Raw genomic sequence first — 18,043 nt, 5'->3', positions numbered from 1 at the left:
ATATGGCATATACAGGTTCATCTTTATACGATAAGGAACAATTTTTTGAAAGTTATCGGGCTAGAAGAAATCGAGAAACAAGCCCCAACAATAGTATAGAAAGCCCTATTTTGTATGAGCTATTAGGGGAAGTAGACGGTAAATCTGTCCTTGATTTAGGTTGTGGAGATGCTCGTTTTGGTATAGAACTGTTAGAAAAAGGTGCAGCATGCTATACAGGAATAGAAGGTTCAAAGAGAATGTTTGATGAAGCTTCCCATCTTTTAAATGGCACAACTGCTTCTGTTTACCATTCTACACTAGAGGATTGGAAATTTACCAATAGCAAAGTGGATATCGTTGTCTCACGCTTATTATTTCACTATATTAAAGACTTACAGCCAATTTTTCAGGGTGTATATGATCAGTTAAATGATAATGGTAAGTTTATCTTTAGTGTGCAGCATCCTCTATGTCTTTCTACATTTGAAAGTTCCGTTTCCTCGAAAAAAAGAACGAATTGGATTGTCGATGATTACTTTTCCATGGGAGAAAGAATTGAGCGATGGATAGACGAGGAAGTAGTAAAATATCATCGCACGATAGAGGAGTATTTTCGACTGTTAAAAGAAGCAGGCTTTAAAATAACCGACTTACGGGAAGGAATGCCAAAACGAGAAAATTTTCTGCAAAAAGAAGAATATGAAAGGCGAATGAGGATTCCGCTTTTCTTGATAGTATCCTGTGAAAAATAAAGCAAAGGAAGGGAGTTTCAAATGAAGAAGGAATTGAGACTGTATTTTATCAGACATGGAGAGACTCAATATAATATCGAAAAGAGAATGCAAGGGTTTTGTGATTCTCCTTTAACAGAAAATGGGATTTTACAAGCAAGATCGGTTGGTGCTGGTTTATCAGATATACCTTTTGAGGCTGCTTATGCCAGTGATAGTCAGAGAGTGTTAGATACGGCAAAATTTGCTATTGGTAATAGAAATATTCAATTAACAAAAGATGCAAGATTAAAAGAAATGAATTTCGGAATGTTAGAAGCAATGCTGCAGACAGACATTATCGCACAGCATGGAGATATAGTGGAAAGACTCTTCTCCTTTACAGATATGGAAAGCAAAGTCCAAGATGGAGAATCCTTTACTGAATTATTAGCGCGGACAAGAGCGGCTGTTGACGATATTATTGCTAAGCATAAAGATACAGGCGGCAATATTTTGGTTTTCTCTCATGGTGTTACGATTGGATTTTTCATTAAATCTCTGCTAAATATGGCTGATTACCCACACCATGATAATTGCTGCGTTTCTGTAATTCACGTAAAAGATAGTCAAATAATGGTCGAAAAAGTAGCAGATCCCTCTTTCCGTGATAATGGAAAGATGTCTTTATCTTTAAATATTGAATAGATGCTTCCCCGACACTCATGAAAATCTTGTATAAAGGAGGTGGGGAAATAGTGAAAGCTACTCCTAATAAGATACATATCATTGGTTCTGTAGCTAGTGGAAAAACAACATTAGCAAAAGATTTATCAATGAAATTACAAATTCCCTATTATGAATTAGATAATGTTGTTTGGAAACGATCAGATAGTGGAGATATTAGAAGATCGGAAGAAGAGAGGAAAGCACATTTACTGTCCATCACCCAAACAGATAGATGGATTGTAGAAGGTGTTCATAGTGAGGAATGGGTAAGTGGCAGCTTTCAACAAGCAGACGTCATTGTTTTTTTGGACACCAATTATTCTAAGCGCACCTATCGTATCGTAAAACGATACGTTAAACAGAAGCTTGGTCAAGAAATGGCCCATTATCAGCCAAACTTAACAATTTTCTTTAAAATGTTTAAATGGAATAAGCATTTCGAGCAAGTAGGTAAACCTTTTTTCTTTCATACATACAAACAGTATCAGAACAAAATTTTTGTGATAAAAAATGAAAATGAATTGTCAGACCTATTTAGAAAATAACGATTGACATTTTTTGAAGTTTTTCCTAAAATAACAGAAAGTTTAAATTAGTTAAATAAGATAAACACGATGATTAGGAGTATTAAGAAGTAAGTATGCTAGAGAGAGCTGTCGTTTGGTGAAAGATAGCGCATATCACTTCCCAACTCGCCTAGGAGTGGTTAGGTAGAAAGGTATATCTAGACGGTTGGCTCTCGTCATTAAGCTTAAGAAGGTTCGTTTTTCTAACGAATGAAGAAGAGTGGTACCACGATAAATCCTATCGTCTCTTTTAAGAGACAATAGGATTTTTTTATACTATTTTAGGGGGAAAGGGAAATGGAAACCAATTGTTTCATATGCGATAAACATAAAGGGATTATTAAAACAGCAGGAATACCAATCTATGAAAATGAATATGTTTATGTTGGTCATATTGACAGAAAAGGCAAGGGCAGTTACCTAGGACATCTTATGATCGATTTAAAAAGACATATTCCTACACTTGCTGAGATGACAAATGATGAAGCAAAGGCGTTTGGACTTATTATTTCAAGAGTCAGCAAGGCATTAAAGGAAACAGAAAACGCGGAACATATTTACGCTCTCGTCTCAGGAAATTCGGTTCCTCATCTTCACCTTCATCTAATTGCAAGATATCCCAATACTCCTGAAAGATATTGGGGACCAACGGAGTTATATGATTGGCCAGAGGCTCCGATTGCAAACGAAGAGGAAATGAGCTCTTTATGTAAAAGAATAAAAAATTACTTAGCAAATGAAGTTTTTGAGGAAGCGTAATGGAATATAAATGGGTAGGTTCTGATAAGAATTATGTAGATGAAATTAATATCCTCCATCTAAGAAATAATTTAGTACTTGGACGCTTTGGAGGAAACTCCTCTGCAGGTCAATATAAAAATGAAGACGGCTGTTTCATTTGGATAGAACGCGAATGGGAGCTTGTCATCCTCTTGGATGCACATGATTCAGCACAAAGTGCAGAATTAGTAATAAAAAGTATAGCGACAAAGAAAGAGGAGATCAAAACAATTCTACAATTACCGTTAAAGAGAGTATTCCAAGAAATTACTTCCTTTTTCTTAAACCATTTCGCAAGCAAGGAGTTTCTGGAGCAAAGCATGATGATTCAAGGAGAAACTGCGTGCTTAATCGTTGTACGAAAAGAAAACTATTTATGGTGGTTATCAATTGGCGACTGTATACTTGCACTCAATCATCCAGAACTTTCAAGATTAGGAGAATACCAGCAAAATCACCGTAGCTTTTATGAATGGATTGGGCTAAACAGTAGTTTTCATCAAGAAGTACCTTCCTATAATCAGGGTGTGAAAGAATTAAGAAAGGGAAAAACACATATCTTTCTCACTACTGACGGACTGATTGAATGTCCCAACACGGATTATCATAGGATGGAATCCATTTTTCAAGCTTTTGATTCGTTTTCCAATCAAGAGAGCGTCTATTATTTATTAAAGGAAATAAAAAAGAAAAATGTTCGTGACAGTACAACGATAATATCTTGGATTGTTCATAATAACAAAGAAGCTACGATGCCAAGTGATTTTGTAAAAGGAGTGAGATAAAGTTCAAGGCACTATAAGAATACATCTTATTTTTAATCAAATAAGATGTATTTTATTTTAAATATGTTATACTTATTATAGAGTATTAATTTAATAGTATAACATATTTAAAAAGGAGCGAAGTCTATGACAATATCAGTTGCAATTAATGGCTTTGGGAGAATTGGAAGAATGGTGCTTAGAAATGCTATTAATGATCAAAGTATACATATTACTGCTATTAATGCCAGTTATCCTTCTGAAACGATAGCACATTTAATAAAGTATGACACAATTCACGGGAAGTTTCCAGGTAAGGTTGTGGCTAAAGAACATTCGATTCTTATAAATGACCAAGAGATTCTATTAGTGAATAACCGTAATCCAGAAAAACTTCCGTGGCGTGAATTGGGAATCGATATCGTAGTAGAAGCTACTGGGAAATTTAACACGAGAGACAAAGCAGCAATGCATTTAAAAGCTGGTGCGCATAAAGTAGTGCTTACCGCTCCTGGTGTAAATGCTGATGCAACCATCGTCATAGGTGTGAATGATAGTATATTAAATATTGATAAACATCATGTTATTTCGAATGCATCATGTACGACCAATTGCTTAGGACCGGTTGCTAAGGTTATAGACGAACATTTTACGATAAAGAATGGATTAATGACAACGATTCACTCCTATACCAATGATCAAAACAATATAGATAATCCCCATCATGATTTACGGCGGGCAAGGTCATGTGGGCAAAATATTATTCCCACTTCGACTGGAGCAGCTAAGGCCTTAAAACAGATCCTTCCACATTTAGAAGGAAAACTTCATGGAATGGCGTTAAGAGTGCCAACACAAAATGTTTCTTTAGTCGATTTAGTCGTCGATTTAGAAAAAAATGTGACGAGTGAAGCTGTTAATCAAGCTTTTGAAGAGGCTTCAAACGGAAAACTGAAAGGGATTCTAAGCATTACAGAGGAACCTTTAGTATCTGTTGATTTTAATACAACAACCGAGTCTGCAACTATTGATGCTTTATCTACAATGGTCATCGGGCAAAATAAAGTGAAAATACTAGCTTGGTATGATAATGAATGGGGCTATTCTAATCGAGTGGTTGATTTGATAAAGCTTGTTGGAAGCAAACTGCGTGTGAAAATGGATAGTCAAGCTGTGTAAAAGATAGTAAATCGAATAATCGATGGCATAGATGCAGGAAGGTAATTATTATCTGACTGCATCTATTTTTTTGTTTCCTTCTTCATGATGCTTCTCTACCAGTAGTGCGATTTTTTTAATCTCCAAAAATTTTTTCTAATTTAGAAACTTTCTTACAGATTTGTCCGTATAAAAGAAGAATGTGATGGGGAGGGTGTGTAAATGTCTCTTTTAGAGGTAGAGATTCAATCAGCTGGATACGAGCAAAAGAAAGAAATTATTAGAGAAATTAATTTTACTATTGAAAAAGGAGAATTAGTTGGTTTAATTGGGCCAAATGGTGCTGGCAAAAGTACGACAATCAAAAGTTTATTAGGTTTAATCGAACATTTAGAAGGAACGGTTTCCTACATAGATGGGATAACTTATTCCTATTTACCAGAACGACCTATTTTCTATGATGAATTAACATTATGGGAACACCTAGATTTTGTTGCAGCAGTAGAGGGGCTAGAAGAAAAGGAATATAAGCAAAAGGCTAATGAGTTACTAAATATGTACAAGTTAGCGGAACACGCGCATGAAAACCCAACTAAATATTCAAAGGGAATGCAGCAGAAAGCGATGCTTATACTTGCGATGATTACAAATCCATCCTTATATATTATTGATGAACCGTTTATGGGACTTGACCCCAATGCCATGAAGCTTTTTCTCGGATCGATGGAAATAGAGCAAAACCGTGGTGCTGGCATATTAATGTCTACCCATGTATTAGATACAGCAGAAAAGATTTGTGATCGATTTCTTATGATCCATAATGGTCAGCTAGTGGCAAAAGGAACATTAGAGGAGATAAGGGAGCAATGTCAGTTAACTGATGGCTCTTTGTATGATTGTTTTCATTTGTTAGCAGAGGATCATGGTAATGAATAGTAGAAAGTTGTTTTTTTCACGTTTAATTAGCAATTGGCACTATCAATGGAAAGTACTTCGATCGATTGCTGATTGGACGGTAATTGTATATATCTTAGTCCCTCTAGGTGTTTTCTGTGGTGTTATCTATCGTTCTTGGTGGCTGGAGATGCCTGTCTGGATACATAAGATCCCTTTTATTGTTCCTTTTTTCTGCCTTTACTTTCTGGCATGGATTGGCAATATTCGAACCCTTATTGTGGAAGCTGATAAAGTATTTTTAGTCAAACAGCTTCATTTAATTGGAAGGTTAAAAGCGCTGAGCTATTTCTATTCTCTGTTCTTTCAAACAATGGTGCTGGCAGCAGGCTTCTTATGCCTTCTACCATTTTTACTCCATTATTATTTGTTAAATTGGTCAGAAATCCTTGTCTTATTTGTCTATTTCACTGCTTTACAATCTTGCTTCATGTTATGGAAGTACCATATCCGAAAAATAGGTTCTATATGGGCAAAAAGCTTGCTGGTGGTTTTCTTGTTTCTTGTATTGAATTGGTTTAGTCAATGGATTTATCATATAGTGGATATGGGAATGACTATTCCAGTATATGCACTATCACTAATTATTCTCTTGTTGTCGATCTTCTTTAGTTTGACAGCTTTACGAAAGATCGCGTCCATTGATCTCCATATTGAATTAGAGCAAGAGCGTAAAACTAGCATGGTTCAGGCTATCTATTTAGCGGCTCCTGAAATAGAAAAACCGGTCATTATGAGAAGAAAGAAACCGCGTATTTTCAAAAACTCTAAACGGATCTTTCAAAAACGCACACCAATTAACGGCTTTATCGAATTATTTATTAAGATTGTTATACGTAATTCCAGTTATTTATATGGGTATTTGATGTTAATTAATAGTACTACAGGCGCCATGATTATAGTACCGCCGCTATGGTTAAAGATTCTTATTTTTGCAGGGTTTTCTATTATCATGCATGGGTGGCTTACTACCCTATGGAATAAAGTGTGCCACTACCATACGTTGATGAAAAAATATATGGAAAGTGATGCTTATTATTCAGCAAGGAAAAAAGCTGTAAGCGGTATGCTAAGCCTTGCGTTAGTGCTGGTACTTTTTTTAACTTGTGTATTTGGGTTTGTTATTGGAAGGTAAGTCTATGCAATTTGTAAGGTGTTTCAGTTTATTAAAAAAAGGAGGTCATTAGATGGAACCGAAATGGTTACAATGGGCGAAACAACTTCAAGCAATCGCCCAAGCCGGATTAAGCTATTCAAAGGATACTTATGATTTGGAAAGATTTGAAGATATCAGGAAGATCAGTTTAGAAATTATGTCGGAATATACCAAGGTGGATACAATATGTATTCGTGATCTTTTTGCAAATGAAACAGGGTATGCTACACCGAAAGTAGATATTAGGGCAGTAGTTTTTCAAGATAATAAAATACTAATGGTGAAAGAGAAGACAGATAACTCCTGGGCCTTGCCAGGAGGCTGGGGCGATATTGGCTTAACTCCAGCTGAAGTCGCAGTAAAAGAAGTACAAGAAGAATCAGGATTTGAGGTGAAAGCTGTAAAATTAATTGCGGTTATGGATAAGAAATGCCACCCGCATCCTCCATCTCCATACCATGTATATAAAATGTTCATTCAGTGTGAGATTGTAGGAGGAGAGGCGCAGGAAGGAGTAGAAACTAGCTCTGTCGGTTTCTTTGCAAAAGATGATCTTCCGCCTTTATCCATTCCAAGAAATACAGAATCACAAATATTACTAGCCTTTAAACATATGGCTAATCCGTTGGAGCCTGTTTATTTTGATTGATTCTTTCTATTCTTTAGAATCAATTAGTTGAATTGTCATTTTTTTATCATTAAAATGGAATAGAAATGAAATAACTTTTGAGGGTGGATACTTATGAAGGAAAATGAAATACATACATTTCGTCAAGCAGACCACGAGATTGATCCTATTTTTTTAAATCGTTGGTCACCCCGTTCTTTTTTAGATAAAGAAGTTTCTGAAGAAGTCTTAATGCGCCTATTTGAGGCGGCTCGCTGGGCGCCTTCTGCAAATAATTTGCAGCCATGGCGTTTTATTGTTGCTCGAACAGCAGAGGAACGATCATTATTCCATTCTTTTATTTTTGAAAGAAATTTAGAGTGGTGTAAAAATGCACCGGTATTAGCAGTGCTTATTTCGGATAAACAAAATGGGATGAATGCTTTTGACAGCGGAACTGCATGGGGATTCTTATCCTTGCAGGCTATAAAAGAAGGTTTAAAAACACATGCTATTGGTGGATTTGATAAAGCAAAAGCTCGTGAAGTATTAAACATCCCAGAAGAATTTGATATTCAAGTAACTATTGCCATTGGTTATCAAGGGGAAAAAGAAGCGTTGCCGGAAGATTTTCAAGCAAGAGAAATTCCGTCTAGCCGCCGTCCGTTAGAGGAATCGATTTTGCAAGGTAAATATAAATAAGGAAAACAGACGCTTTGTATCATACAGGCGTCTGTTTTTTTCTAAAGTAAATGAATGTTGTATTCTCTTAATAAATCTTTAAGGGCTGGCCGTTCATTCCCATCTCGACCAATTACATGGGTTGCGGTTATCAAGGAATTTAGCACTGCTTCCTCTGTAGCTTCTCCAACAGCTCTAAATGCAACATCGATATCCTCTTCATGAATGGCTGAGATGGGGACGCTGGAATAAGGATTTTCGTGTGGTATTTTTGTTGCTGTAGAAAAACCAATGACTACTTCACCACTTCCTGTTGTGATAATCGAACCTGTTCGTGATAATCCTGTTACTGCGCGCTTAATTATTCGATTTAATTGTCTTTCCGAAACGGGAAGATCAGTAGCTACGATGATGATAACAGAGCCCTTGTCCTTATCTTTATTTGTCTGTGTAAGCTGTTTTTTGAGCTGTTGTCCAATTGGATTCCCCGCTATCACTAGATCACTCAGAGTACCAAAGTTGGTCAGTGCCAGTACTCCTATTGTATAGCTACCATGCTCCATATGTATTATGCGGGAAGAGGTTCCAATTCCACCTTTTAAAGAATAGCATAGCATGCCGCGGCCAGCACCAACTGATCCTTCATCAAATTCCGCAGAAGCATTAGCGATTGCCCCGAAAACATGGTCTTTCGTAATCTTTCTTGCTCTCACATCATTAAGAAACATATCGTTACACTCACACACAATGGGATTAACAGTACCTGTTGTTCTACCAATATCCTCGTTATGTTCTAGCATATATTCAATTAATGCATCAGCTGTCACACCGATACTTAATGTATTGGTTAAAAGAATAGGTGTTTCAATCGTTCCTAATTCTGTTATTTGCATTAAACCCATTGTTTTGCCAAACCCATTAATTACATGGCTTGCAGCGATTACCTTTTCTTTAAATATATTGCCTTGGTGGGGGATTATTGCGGTAACACCAGTCTGAGTGTCTTTATTATTTAATGTAGTATGGCCAACTGTGACACCTTCTACATCTGTAATGGCATTTCTTTTACCTGTTTCTAATTTTCCAATTATTATTCCATAATCTCGCAGCCTCTTTTGTCCATTCACTTTAAATAACCGCCTCTCCTTTTTATCCTTTTATTTTTTCAAAAATCAGTCAGTTAATCAAGTTTAAGATAATTTATCTCTCTATGATGAAATTCTTAAGTATAATAATAAGTAACTAGCTAGAATATAGCTTTAACGAAGGAGAGATAAAATGCAAACCGACCAATGGAAAATAGGGATATTTTTATTTAATGATGTGGAGGTATTAGATTTTGCTGGCCCGTTTGAAGTGTTTTCTGTTACAACAAGAGAGGATGGGTCTAAACCGTTTATAGTGCAGACTATTTCGGAAACGGGACAAATGATTCGAGCGAGAAATGGATTAAAGGTATATCCGGATTATAGTTTCCAAACGATGCCCAAGTTCGATCTTTTAATCATCCCAGGGGGACTAGGTGCAAGAGAACGAGAAGTACATAATAAAACGGTGATTAATTGGATTAAGGAACAAATGGAAGAGGTTCAATGGATGGCTTCTGTCTGTACGGGAGCGTTATTGCTTGCTGAAGCAGGGCTGCTTGATGGATTGAACGCGACAACACATTGGGCGAGCCTTACTAGGCTTGAGGAGGAATACCCACAAGTCAATGTGGTAAAGAAGGTGAAGTTTGTCGATGAAGGGCGCATTATTACATCAGGTGGCATCTCGGCAGGCATTAATATGTCCTTTCATCTTGTCAAACGTTTAGCAGGTGTGAAAATAGCGAAAGAAACAGCAAAAAGAATGGAATATGATGTGGAGCTTTCATAAAAACTGCTGTGCTTACACTGTAGTTTTTTATGAAACGAAAAATAAAGAAATTAGGAAAAGATTAATAATAGAACATATGTTTCGATAGGGTGAAAAAGGCATAATACGGAATAAAACGGAAGAAAAATGAAAAAAACATTTGACAAAAGTTAATGAAACGGAATAAGATGAATTTAGATTTTGATGGGAAAGGGAACAGTATGCTAGCGGAGGAAAGAAGAAAATTAATTTTAGAGATAATTTCAAGAGATGGGAAAGTTATTGCTAAAGATTTAGCAAGTAAATTTGAGATGTCTCTTGATTCCATTAGAAGAGACTTAACAATTATGGAAGAACAAGGAGTGCTGCAAAAAACATATGGTGGCGCCATTCTTTCTGAAGCAATACCTAAAGTAAGAACAATGCCGCAGCCATCAGCTATTCGATATGGAACGGCTGCCCCGCATGAAAATGCTATCTCCAAATTAGCAGCCTCTTATATTAAAGAAAATGATACTGTTTTTATTGGAGGAGCAGGTATACATTATGGAATGGTAAAATATTTGCCAACTGATTTCCCTTATACAATCGTTACAAATTCATTGAAAATTGCCGATCTTGTTAGAATGAAAGAAAATATAGCTTCTTATTTAATCGGAGGGAAATTAAGAGGATCTTCATCAAGTAGTATAATTGATTGTATTGCAATGGAAATGATGCGCAAATTTTCCTTGGATATTTGTTTTTTAACTGGAGGAGGAATTAATGCTAAAGGTATAAGTACCTCTACTCCTGAAGCAGCTGCATTTGCTCAGACAGTTGCCAGCGTTGCACAAAAAGTGGTCTGTTTAGCACCGCATGAAAAAATTGGTCATGAAATGTTTATGCAATCCGTACCAATCGAAGGAATTGATATCCTTCTCACAGATGTTGGTGCACCACAAAAAACGATTGATGAAATGAAAAAGAAACAACTAAAAATAAAATTTGCTGATTTACGTTGATTAGATAGATTGGAATAGGAGATTAAAATGAGATGGATGAATATAGAAGGACCTTCTAAACTGGAAGGATCCTTATCAGTACCTGGTTCGAAAAATAGTTCTTTGGCAATTCTAGCTGCTGCATGCTTAGCTAGTGAGCCTGTAACATTAAAGAACATCCCAAACATTGCTGATTTTAAAGTACTTCGTCAAATCGGAGAAGAAATAGGATGTATCATGGAGCGAGATAGCCGCGGGGATGTTTATATTGACCCTACTAAAATAGATAACCCGATAATTGAACCTGAAAAGTCAAGGAAGTTTAGAACAGCTTATTATTTCATTGGAGCATTACTTGCTAAATTCGGAAAAGTATCACTTGGCTATCCAGGCGGGGATGATTTTGTAAGCAGACCCATTGATCAGCATATTAAGGCATTCGAGAAAATGGGGGCAACTTTTACATTTTATGAAGATTATTATGTGGTGGAGGCTCAAAAATTAAAAGGGGCAACTATCTATTTTGATACGATTACATCTGGTGCGACTATTAATAGCATGATAGCAGCAGTATTAGCTGAGGGAGAAACGATTTTATTAAATGCTGCCAGAGATCCTGAAGTAACAGATACTGCATTGTTTTTAAATAAAATGGGTGCGAGAATTATAGGTGCTGGTACGGATACAATCAAAATTAAAGGTGTTAAAAACTTGAATGGATGCAGCTATACCGTAATTCCCGACAGGCTAATTGCTGGAGCTTTTCTTATTTCATCCGGGATTACAGGTGGAACGATCACTGTAAACGATATTATCCCAGAACATCTTACATCTTGTCTCACGAAACTGGAAGAAATCGGTGTCGGTTTGGAAATAAAAGAAAATAATATTACGTCATTTCTAGATGGTAGATTAAAAGCGTCGAGGGTAAGAACTGCTATGTTTCCTGGATTTCCAACGGATTTGCAGCAGCCATTAACCGTTTTGTTAACACAAGCACAAGGGAAAAGTATACTTCGAGAAACAGTTTATCCGAACCGATTTAATCATGTATACCAATTAAACAAAATGGGTGCAGCTATTGAAGTATCAAATGGGATTGCCCATATTAAAGGAAAGTCTGCTTTACACGGGGCATTAGTTCATGCTTCAGATGTCCGTGCAGGTATTTGTCTAATGTTAGCTGGAGTAGTTGCAGAAGGGACGACAACAATTACGGGAATTGAACATATTGAAAGAGGATATGATGAGGCAGTAGCGGCTTTTAACAGCCTTGGGGCGAAAGTCTCTTTACATCATTCAGATGAAATTACAAATGATCTATTAATGATGCAAGAATTTGAAAAAATAATGAGATAATAGATTTCTTCCTATTTTGATAGATAAATAGGAAGAATTAACTGACCAAAAAACCAAAGGGGTCTTTGTATAGACATCTTTGGTTTTTTATGAATGATTTAGCCTGTATATTTCAATCTGCAGCATCAAGGCACTTAATTCTTTTTAAAATATGAAAACAGTAGAAACTTTTCTATGGGATATTCGTATAGATAGGGGGAAATAAGAAATTTAGAAATTTTATTTCACCATATTTATCACTTAATTCTTTCTATTACAAAAAAAGTTATAATTAGAAAGATAGTCTATTAAAGGAGGATATATATTGAAAATTTCAGCAATTAAGCGTGAAGCAAGAGAATATTTGAAAGGAGAATGGGGGAAGGCAGTTGGACTCACATTCCTATATTTTATTTTAAGTGCAGGTGTTAATCTGTCGATTGAAATATACGCGAGCGGCGGATTTATGAATTGGATTTATCAAGATTATGCACCCCCGCAGGCGACGATACTAAATACTATTATTAGCCTTCTATTAATTCCTTTATCTATATCGATTGTATGGTTTTATCTTGACATTGTAAGAGAAAAAAACACAGAGATTTCTCAAGTTTTCACCATATATACAGACGTAAAAACAATGCTTAAACTAATTGGAACGTCTATTATGATTGGTATTTTTACTTTTTTATGGTCCTTATTATTATTAATTCCTGGTATTATTAAAGCACTAGCATATTCACAAACTTTTATGCTTTTAAAAGATCATCCAGAGTATTCAGTTTTCGAAGCAATTACGGAAAGCAGACGAAGAATGAAAGGCTATAAAGGAAAGTACTTTTTATTAAATTTAAGCTTTATAGGATGGGGCATTTTATGTTTATTCACATTAGGAATCGGTTTTCTATGGTTGGCACCATATATATATACATCTAATGCCACATTTTATCAGAATTTGATTGCTGACAATGAGAAAGAAACCATTTAATTTTTTTATAGACCAGAAAACACCATTCAACCTTGTGTTTTCTGGTTTTTTGATGGAAGCTGAATTTAATTTTTGAAGTTTTCTTCAATGAAAAATTATATTGAGCATATAAAAAACTAATAATAATTTTAAAATTATTAAGCAATTAAATTCAAGTGTCCATAAAGATACGATACAGTTAGTTAACAATAGATTGTGATAGATAATGATAAGGAATTTTTTTATTTTGTCTCACTATCTAGAGTATACTTTGTAATGAGATATGATTTGCTGAATTTTTAATTGCTGTGTATAATATATATTATGTAAACTAGAATAAAAAGTCATTATAACCTCCAATTCTATTCTTTAGTTTTATAAAAAATTGCTGAAATTTTTAATCCACTATTTCTTTTCAACTATTACCAATTATGCTAATACAACTAAATTATTTTAACGATCATTTGCAGCATCAATGCACTTATAATAACCACCAAAAGAGTTTTTGCTGCTTTTTGAGAAACTTTAGGCAATACGAGTAATCCAATCTGTGATCCAATAATAGAACCAACTGCCATACAAATGGCATAATACCAATTAATAAAACCGTTCTGATAATAAATAATAAATCCTCCTGTACAGCTGCCAAGAATAATAACTCTTGTCATTTGCACAGCTTTTATATAGGTGAAATTACTTTTTAAATAAAATAAAATACTAAATGTGGCGGATCCTGGTCCAAATCCCCCATCATATGCTGCAATAAGGAAAGGGATGTATAATCTTTTCTTTGTTGTTTTTTGTTGTTTTTGCTTTTTATCTTGTTGTATAGTAGCAGTCCATTGTTTATTTTTTATTGTTACTATTAAGGCAAAACAAAGTAATGCAAACGCAATGATATTCATCGTTTCTTCCTGTATATTTGTAGTTACTAGTGTTCCCCCTATTCCACCTAAAACAGCGATTAGGATAGTAATTAATAGAAAGTGGACACTTAGCTGTTTGTTTCTTATTAAATAGAAAACACTAGAAAGTGCCGCAATTCCTGAGGAAAACTTATTAGTAGCAATACTTGTTTGAATGGGAATACCTGTTAACATCATACCAGGAACGGTAATTAAGCCACCCCCTCCTGCTAATGTTCCAATAAAGGAAGCTCCTAGACCAATTAACATTAATGTGAATAGTTGATAATTCCCCTCTCTTCTTCCTAAAAATGCTGTTGCTAGTCCGATTGATACTAGCATGATTAGAATAATACAGAAAAAGATTTTTTGTCGTGTTATTTGTTTCTGTTGTAGTTTGCTTTCTTCTTTGATCATCGGTAAGTTCATGATTATAGGCTCCTTTTTACCATTTCTAATAAAAAGGTTATATAATTATAATAGATAAGTCTAATATATATTTCTTAAGGATGTATAAATATTATTTATAGGAGTGAAGATTAGTGAACCTTCATGCTCTTCGTATATTTATCACTGTTGCCTCTGCAAAAAGTGTTACAGATGCAGCAAGAGTTCTTTCTATTAGTCAGCCTGCTGTAACTATGCAAATCCGAAATTTAGAAAAAGAAACAGGATTGACATTAATTGAGTCTGCGGGAAGAGGAATTAAATTAACAAAGGAAGGAGAATTTTTATATAAGCAAGGGGAACGTTTATTTGATTTAGAAAGAGATATTGAGGGGAAAATAAACCAACTGAAAGCTGGAATACTAGATAATATCAAAATAGCATCCACATATTTACCGGCTAATTTTTTATTACCTTCTCTATTAGCAAAATTGAAAATAGATAATCCTTTACTCCTTATAGAGTTATATAGTGGTAACTCAAACGAAGCGATTGAGAAATTACTCCGCTATAAAGTAGATTTAGCTCTTGTTGTAAAAGAACGGTGGGAGCAACCAGAATTGCATCTCACACACATAATGGATGTTGATTTTTGGTTCATCGTTCCGCGAAAGCATAAATTTGCTGGCAAAGAAATTTCATTTTCACAGTTGGTTCAAGAGCCATTTTTAGTAAGAGAAAACGGAAGCTCAACAAGAGACATGTTATATTCTTTGTGTAAAATTCATGGTGTGAACCACCCTCCTGTTGGATTGCAATTTCACGGCTTAAACGAATCTATTCATTCAGTTATTGCTGGTTATGGAGTCATGTTAGCTCCTTCTCTTGCAGTTAAGGAACATGTGCTTCGTAAGGAAGTAGGTGTGGTTAAGGTGAAAGGAGTTGAAATTAAACGGCCAATATTCCTTTGTAGACGCAATGAAAACGTAGAGCTTTCCCCTCTCGTTAATCAATTACTGCATGCACTAAACAATATGGATTATACGAACTAAAATTGGCATTTTTAGATGTTTGATGAGGTTAAGTATTTTAGCTTTTGCTTGAATACTTTTTGCTTTCCAAGGAACGAGTGGTGAGATTCCTCTTTTTAATCTCATCATTGGAATCTCACCAGCTCTGCTAATTCCTTAGGAATCTAGATAGAAATATATATCATTAATAAATAGAAAATTAGTGGTTATTCGATATTTTAATCCTTATTTATCCCCCCTCTCTATTCATGTCTTCTTAGTTTGCGGTTCTACTTTCTCAAAGTGATAAATCAATGTTTTGTAATCTTCCTTCACACGTGGAATGGTCACTCCTGCATAGTTAAGCTCACTGCCTGAATATAGTCTTCCGGTTGCTAAATCCTTATAGATTGCAAGATCTTCCAGATAATAAACAGAGAGATAGTTAACTGGCACAGCAGGCCGTGCTATCCCGTTAAAATAAACAATTATCGCTTCTTTTTCATTTTTAAACATCCAAGCACTTTCGAAATATTCTCCTGGCGCTTTCAATCGATAAAATTTTCCGAACTGAAAAAGCTTTCTCTGCTGTTTATAAAAAGAAATTTGGTTTTCTATTTCTCGTAGTTCCTCTTCCGCTGCTTCTGTTAAATCTAACTCGTATCCAAGATTGCCACTCATTGCAACCCTTCCCCTTGTTTCAAGTGAAGTGATCCTTCCCACCTGATGGTTAGGCACGCTAGAAACATGTGCTCCCATCATAATCGGAGGAAAAAGTAAACTATATCCATATTGAATTTTTGTCCTGCATAACGCATCTGTATTATCGCTTGTCCAAGTCTGGGCCATATAATGCATCATTCCAGGGTCAAATCTGCCCCCTCCGCTTGAGCAATTTTCAAATAGTACATTCGGAAATTGCTTTACTAATGTATCGAGGATTCGATATAAACCTAGTATATATCGATGACTAATCTCCCCCTGCTGATCTTTAGGAAAAGCGGTACTGCCAATATCGGTTAAATGTCGGTTCATATCCCATTTAATATAATCGATTTTGCCTGTTATTAAATATTTCGATAATACATTTATTAAAAACTCTTGTACTTCTGGATTAGATAAATCTAGGACTAACTGTCTTCTTCCTTCTAAGGGCTTATATCCATGGGTATGGATAACCCAATCAGGGTGCGCTTTAAATAGCTCACTATTTGGGGAAATCATTTCTGGTTCGAACCATAAACCAAACTTCATTCCTTTATTTTTCACCGTCTCGGCTAAACCAGCTATCCCGTTTGGCAGTTTATCTTTATTCTCCATCCAATCACCAAGGGAGGAAGTATCGTCATTTCGTTTTCCAAACCAGCCATCATCTAATACAAACATTTCTATGCCTATTTGTGCTGCAGCCTCCGCTAATTTCTCACTTTTTTCTTCTGAGATATCAAAATAATTAGCTTCCCACGTATTTAATACAATTGGCCGCTCTTGATTTCGAAATGACTTAGGGCAAAGATACTGTTGATAAAGTGTATGGAAAGTATGACTCATCTCATTTAACCCATGATTAGAATAAACCATCACAGCTTCTGGGGTATCAAAGCTGCCCCCAGGTGAAAGCTTCCATGAAAAACCTTCCGTATTTATGCCAAGTTGTACACGTGCTGAACCATATTGTTCTACTTCGACTTGTGCTTGGAAATTCCCGCTATAAATGAGATGAAATGCACGTACTTCTCCGCTGAATTCATCTGTATTTGGATTTAAAAGTGCTAAAAACGGTTGATGCTGTGGACTGCTTACACCACGAGTACTTTCTATTTTTTGAATTCCATTTTGCAATTTCCTTCTACTTATGTTTGCTTCATTTGTATGAGATCCGTAAAGAGTTAATAAATCAAAAGTAGCTGCCGCGATATCTACTTGAAGACTTCCGGCATTATCAAGGAATACATCTTGTTGCCCGTGATTAAGAAAAGCCACATGTCTTGTTATAACCGGCAGTTGTTCATAAAGATGATAGTAAAGCTTCATTTCCAGCTGCTGAATATCATCATATAAAGTAATAATTAATGTCGTAACAGTAGTATCCTCTCCTTCTAATGTAGGTAAACCTTTCAGTGGCTGTTTCCCGGATAGGATATCAAATTTCTTAAAAATAAAATCAGTGCGTGTTTGATTGGTATGCGAACGTATTGTATAATTCGCGATTCGATGATCACCGCTTTGTTGTGTACTTGTTTCCAGAGGTAGTGCGTTTAAGCTAAACACTCTCTCTTCAGGAAACGGATTAGTGGCAAAGCCGCGATCTATCATTTGAAGCTGAGTGCTTCCATTAAAACTTTCTAGTCTTCTTCCCCAATATCGATGGCAGACATATTTATCTTTTTCTATGGAGAGGACATAACTTATTTGCTTGTTTTGTAAATGAAGTGTCTTGCCATCCTTTTCAAGAAATATAGGCAATGAAGTACCTCCTTGCATACGTTTTTCTATCTATACCAGTCTA

Annotated in this window: 18 protein-coding genes and 1 other annotated feature; of the genes, 15 read left to right on the top strand and 3 right to left on the bottom strand. The window is 35.5% G+C overall.

The genetic code is table 11. From position 1 onward, the window contains the following. The first annotated feature begins 2 nt into the window (after positions 1-2). The 10 genes from BCI01S_RS00750 (at position 3) to BCI01S_RS00705 (ending at position 8,108) form a co-directional block, all read left to right on the top strand. Positions 3-734: a class I SAM-dependent DNA methyltransferase gene (locus BCI01S_RS00750; RefSeq protein ID WP_061796196.1), complete on the top strand. Its 732-nt coding sequence runs from the start codon at positions 3-5 to the stop codon at positions 732-734. 21 nt (positions 735-755) lie between these two features. Continuing rightward, complete coding sequence (locus BCI01S_RS00745) at positions 756-1,400, top strand: histidine phosphatase family protein (RefSeq protein WP_053215577.1); 645 nt, start codon at positions 756-758, stop codon at positions 1,398-1,400. Between the two features lie 47 nt (positions 1,401-1,447). Beyond that, entirely contained in the window at positions 1,448-1,966 is a 519-nt protein-coding gene (locus BCI01S_RS00740; RefSeq protein WP_061796535.1) for a P-loop NTPase family protein, read from the top strand. Positions 1,967-2,026: 60 nt separating this feature from the next. Beyond that, positions 2,027-2,239: a binding site (T-box leader), on the top strand. Positions 2,240-2,284: 45 nt separating this feature from the next. Next, the gene (locus BCI01S_RS00735) at positions 2,285-2,746 is read left to right on the top strand and encodes an HIT family protein (RefSeq protein WP_061796193.1); all 462 of its coding nucleotides are present in this window, start codon (positions 2,285-2,287) and stop codon (positions 2,744-2,746) included. Then, entirely contained in the window at positions 2,746-3,552 is an 807-nt protein-coding gene (locus BCI01S_RS00730; RefSeq protein ID WP_061796188.1) for a PP2C family serine/threonine-protein phosphatase, read from the top strand. Before BCI01S_RS00735 ends, BCI01S_RS00730 begins: the two co-directional genes overlap by 1 nt. 126 nt (positions 3,553-3,678) lie before the next feature. After that, the gene (locus BCI01S_RS00725; RefSeq protein ID WP_061796185.1) at positions 3,679-4,710 is read left to right on the top strand and encodes a glyceraldehyde-3-phosphate dehydrogenase; all 1,032 of its coding nucleotides are present in this window, start codon (positions 3,679-3,681) and stop codon (positions 4,708-4,710) included. Between the two features lie 201 nt (positions 4,711-4,911). Beyond that, positions 4,912-5,625 carry an ABC transporter ATP-binding protein gene (locus BCI01S_RS00720; protein ID WP_061796179.1) on the top strand — a complete coding sequence of 238 codons (714 nt, stop codon included), beginning with the start codon at positions 4,912-4,914 and terminating at the stop codon, positions 5,623-5,625. After that, the gene (locus tag BCI01S_RS00715; RefSeq protein WP_061796175.1) at positions 5,618-6,778 is read left to right on the top strand and encodes an ABC transporter permease; all 1,161 of its coding nucleotides are present in this window, start codon (positions 5,618-5,620) and stop codon (positions 6,776-6,778) included. The genes BCI01S_RS00720 and BCI01S_RS00715 overlap by 8 nt, the downstream gene beginning before the upstream one ends. A 52-nt stretch (positions 6,779-6,830) precedes the next feature. Next, positions 6,831-7,448 (top strand): NUDIX hydrolase, encoded by a 618-nt coding sequence (locus BCI01S_RS00710; protein ID WP_061796170.1) that lies wholly within the window; start codon positions 6,831-6,833, stop codon positions 7,446-7,448. Positions 7,449-7,541: 93 nt separating this feature from the next. Further along, positions 7,542-8,108: a nitroreductase family protein gene (locus BCI01S_RS00705; RefSeq protein ID WP_047940654.1), complete on the top strand. Its 567-nt coding sequence runs from the start codon at positions 7,542-7,544 to the stop codon at positions 8,106-8,108. Positions 8,109-8,149: 41 nt separating this feature from the next. Here BCI01S_RS00705 and BCI01S_RS00700 read toward each other — a convergent pair whose 3' ends face one another. Further along, positions 8,150-9,214, bottom strand: a complete 1,065-nt coding sequence (locus BCI01S_RS00700; protein WP_047940655.1) for a DmpA family aminopeptidase — start codon at positions 9,212-9,214, stop codon at positions 8,150-8,152. A gap of 151 nt (positions 9,215-9,365) precedes the next feature. On the opposite strand from BCI01S_RS00700, the gene BCI01S_RS00695 reads away from it, so the two are divergent. The 4 genes from BCI01S_RS00695 to BCI01S_RS00680 all read left to right on the top strand — a co-directional run bounded on the left by BCI01S_RS00695 (position 9,366) and on the right by BCI01S_RS00680 (position 13,253). Beyond that, entirely contained in the window at positions 9,366-9,965 is a 600-nt protein-coding gene (locus tag BCI01S_RS00695; RefSeq protein ID WP_047940656.1) for a DJ-1/PfpI family protein, read from the top strand. Between the two features lie 167 nt (positions 9,966-10,132). After that, complete coding sequence (locus BCI01S_RS00690) at positions 10,133-10,948, top strand: DeoR/GlpR family DNA-binding transcription regulator (protein WP_235844416.1); 816 nt, start codon at positions 10,133-10,135, stop codon at positions 10,946-10,948. A gap of 27 nt (positions 10,949-10,975) precedes the next feature. Further along, positions 10,976-12,286, top strand: a complete 1,311-nt coding sequence (murA, locus tag BCI01S_RS00685) for a UDP-N-acetylglucosamine 1-carboxyvinyltransferase (RefSeq protein WP_047940657.1) — start codon at positions 10,976-10,978, stop codon at positions 12,284-12,286. Positions 12,287-12,590: 304 nt separating this feature from the next. Then, positions 12,591-13,253, top strand: a complete 663-nt coding sequence (locus BCI01S_RS00680; RefSeq protein WP_047940658.1) for a DUF975 family protein — start codon at positions 12,591-12,593, stop codon at positions 13,251-13,253. A 422-nt stretch (positions 13,254-13,675) separates the two neighbouring features. Here BCI01S_RS00680 and BCI01S_RS00675 read toward each other — a convergent pair whose 3' ends face one another. Further along, entirely contained in the window at positions 13,676-14,566 is an 891-nt protein-coding gene (locus BCI01S_RS00675) for a sulfite exporter TauE/SafE family protein (RefSeq protein WP_082809982.1), read from the bottom strand. A gap of 113 nt (positions 14,567-14,679) precedes the next feature. Here BCI01S_RS00675 and BCI01S_RS00670 point away from each other — a divergent pair, with 113 nt between their 5' ends. After that, positions 14,680-15,576, top strand: a complete 897-nt coding sequence (locus BCI01S_RS00670; protein ID WP_047940659.1) for a LysR family transcriptional regulator — start codon at positions 14,680-14,682, stop codon at positions 15,574-15,576. 225 nt (positions 15,577-15,801) lie between these two features. Here the strand turns inward: BCI01S_RS00670 and BCI01S_RS00665 are convergent, their stop codons facing one another. After that, entirely contained in the window at positions 15,802-18,000 is a 2,199-nt protein-coding gene (locus BCI01S_RS00665) for an alpha-galactosidase (RefSeq protein WP_061796164.1), read from the bottom strand. Positions 18,001-18,043 lie beyond the last annotated feature (43 nt).

The organism is Niallia circulans NBRC 13626, assembly GCF_001591585.1.
In the GTDB taxonomy this organism is placed as follows: domain Bacteria; phylum Bacillota; class Bacilli; order Bacillales; family Cytobacillaceae; genus Niallia; species Niallia circulans.
The sequence above is the reverse complement of the archived record's forward strand: the minus strand, read 5'-3'. Positions and strand labels throughout refer to the sequence as shown.

Excerpts from the sequence above, each read along its gene's own strand:
- BCI01S_RS00750 (WP_061796196.1), top strand. The coding sequence starts at position 3 with ATGGCATATACAGGTTCATCTTTATACGATAAGGAACAATTTTTTGAA.
- BCI01S_RS00745 (WP_053215577.1), top strand. The coding sequence starts at position 756 with ATGAAGAAGGAATTGAGACTGTATTTTATCAGACATGGAGAGACTCAA.
- BCI01S_RS00735 (WP_061796193.1), top strand. The coding sequence starts at position 2,285 with ATGGAAACCAATTGTTTCATATGCGATAAACATAAAGGGATTATTAAA.
- BCI01S_RS00730 (WP_061796188.1), top strand. The coding sequence starts at position 2,746 with ATGGAATATAAATGGGTAGGTTCTGATAAGAATTATGTAGATGAAATT.
- BCI01S_RS00725 (WP_061796185.1), top strand. The coding sequence starts at position 3,679 with ATGACAATATCAGTTGCAATTAATGGCTTTGGGAGAATTGGAAGAATG.
- BCI01S_RS00720 (WP_061796179.1), top strand. The coding sequence starts at position 4,912 with ATGTCTCTTTTAGAGGTAGAGATTCAATCAGCTGGATACGAGCAAAAG.
- BCI01S_RS00715 (WP_061796175.1), top strand. The coding sequence starts at position 5,618 with ATGAATAGTAGAAAGTTGTTTTTTTCACGTTTAATTAGCAATTGGCAC.
- BCI01S_RS00710 (WP_061796170.1), top strand. The coding sequence starts at position 6,831 with ATGGAACCGAAATGGTTACAATGGGCGAAACAACTTCAAGCAATCGCC.
- BCI01S_RS00705 (WP_047940654.1), top strand. The coding sequence starts at position 7,542 with ATGAAGGAAAATGAAATACATACATTTCGTCAAGCAGACCACGAGATT.
- BCI01S_RS00695 (WP_047940656.1), top strand. The coding sequence starts at position 9,366 with ATGCAAACCGACCAATGGAAAATAGGGATATTTTTATTTAATGATGTG.
- BCI01S_RS00690 (WP_235844416.1), top strand. The coding sequence starts at position 10,133 with ATGAATTTAGATTTTGATGGGAAAGGGAACAGTATGCTAGCGGAGGAA.
- murA (WP_047940657.1), top strand. The coding sequence starts at position 10,976 with ATGAGATGGATGAATATAGAAGGACCTTCTAAACTGGAAGGATCCTTA.
- BCI01S_RS00675 (WP_082809982.1), bottom strand. The coding sequence starts at position 14,566 with ATGAACTTACCGATGATCAAAGAAGAAAGCAAACTACAACAGAAACAA.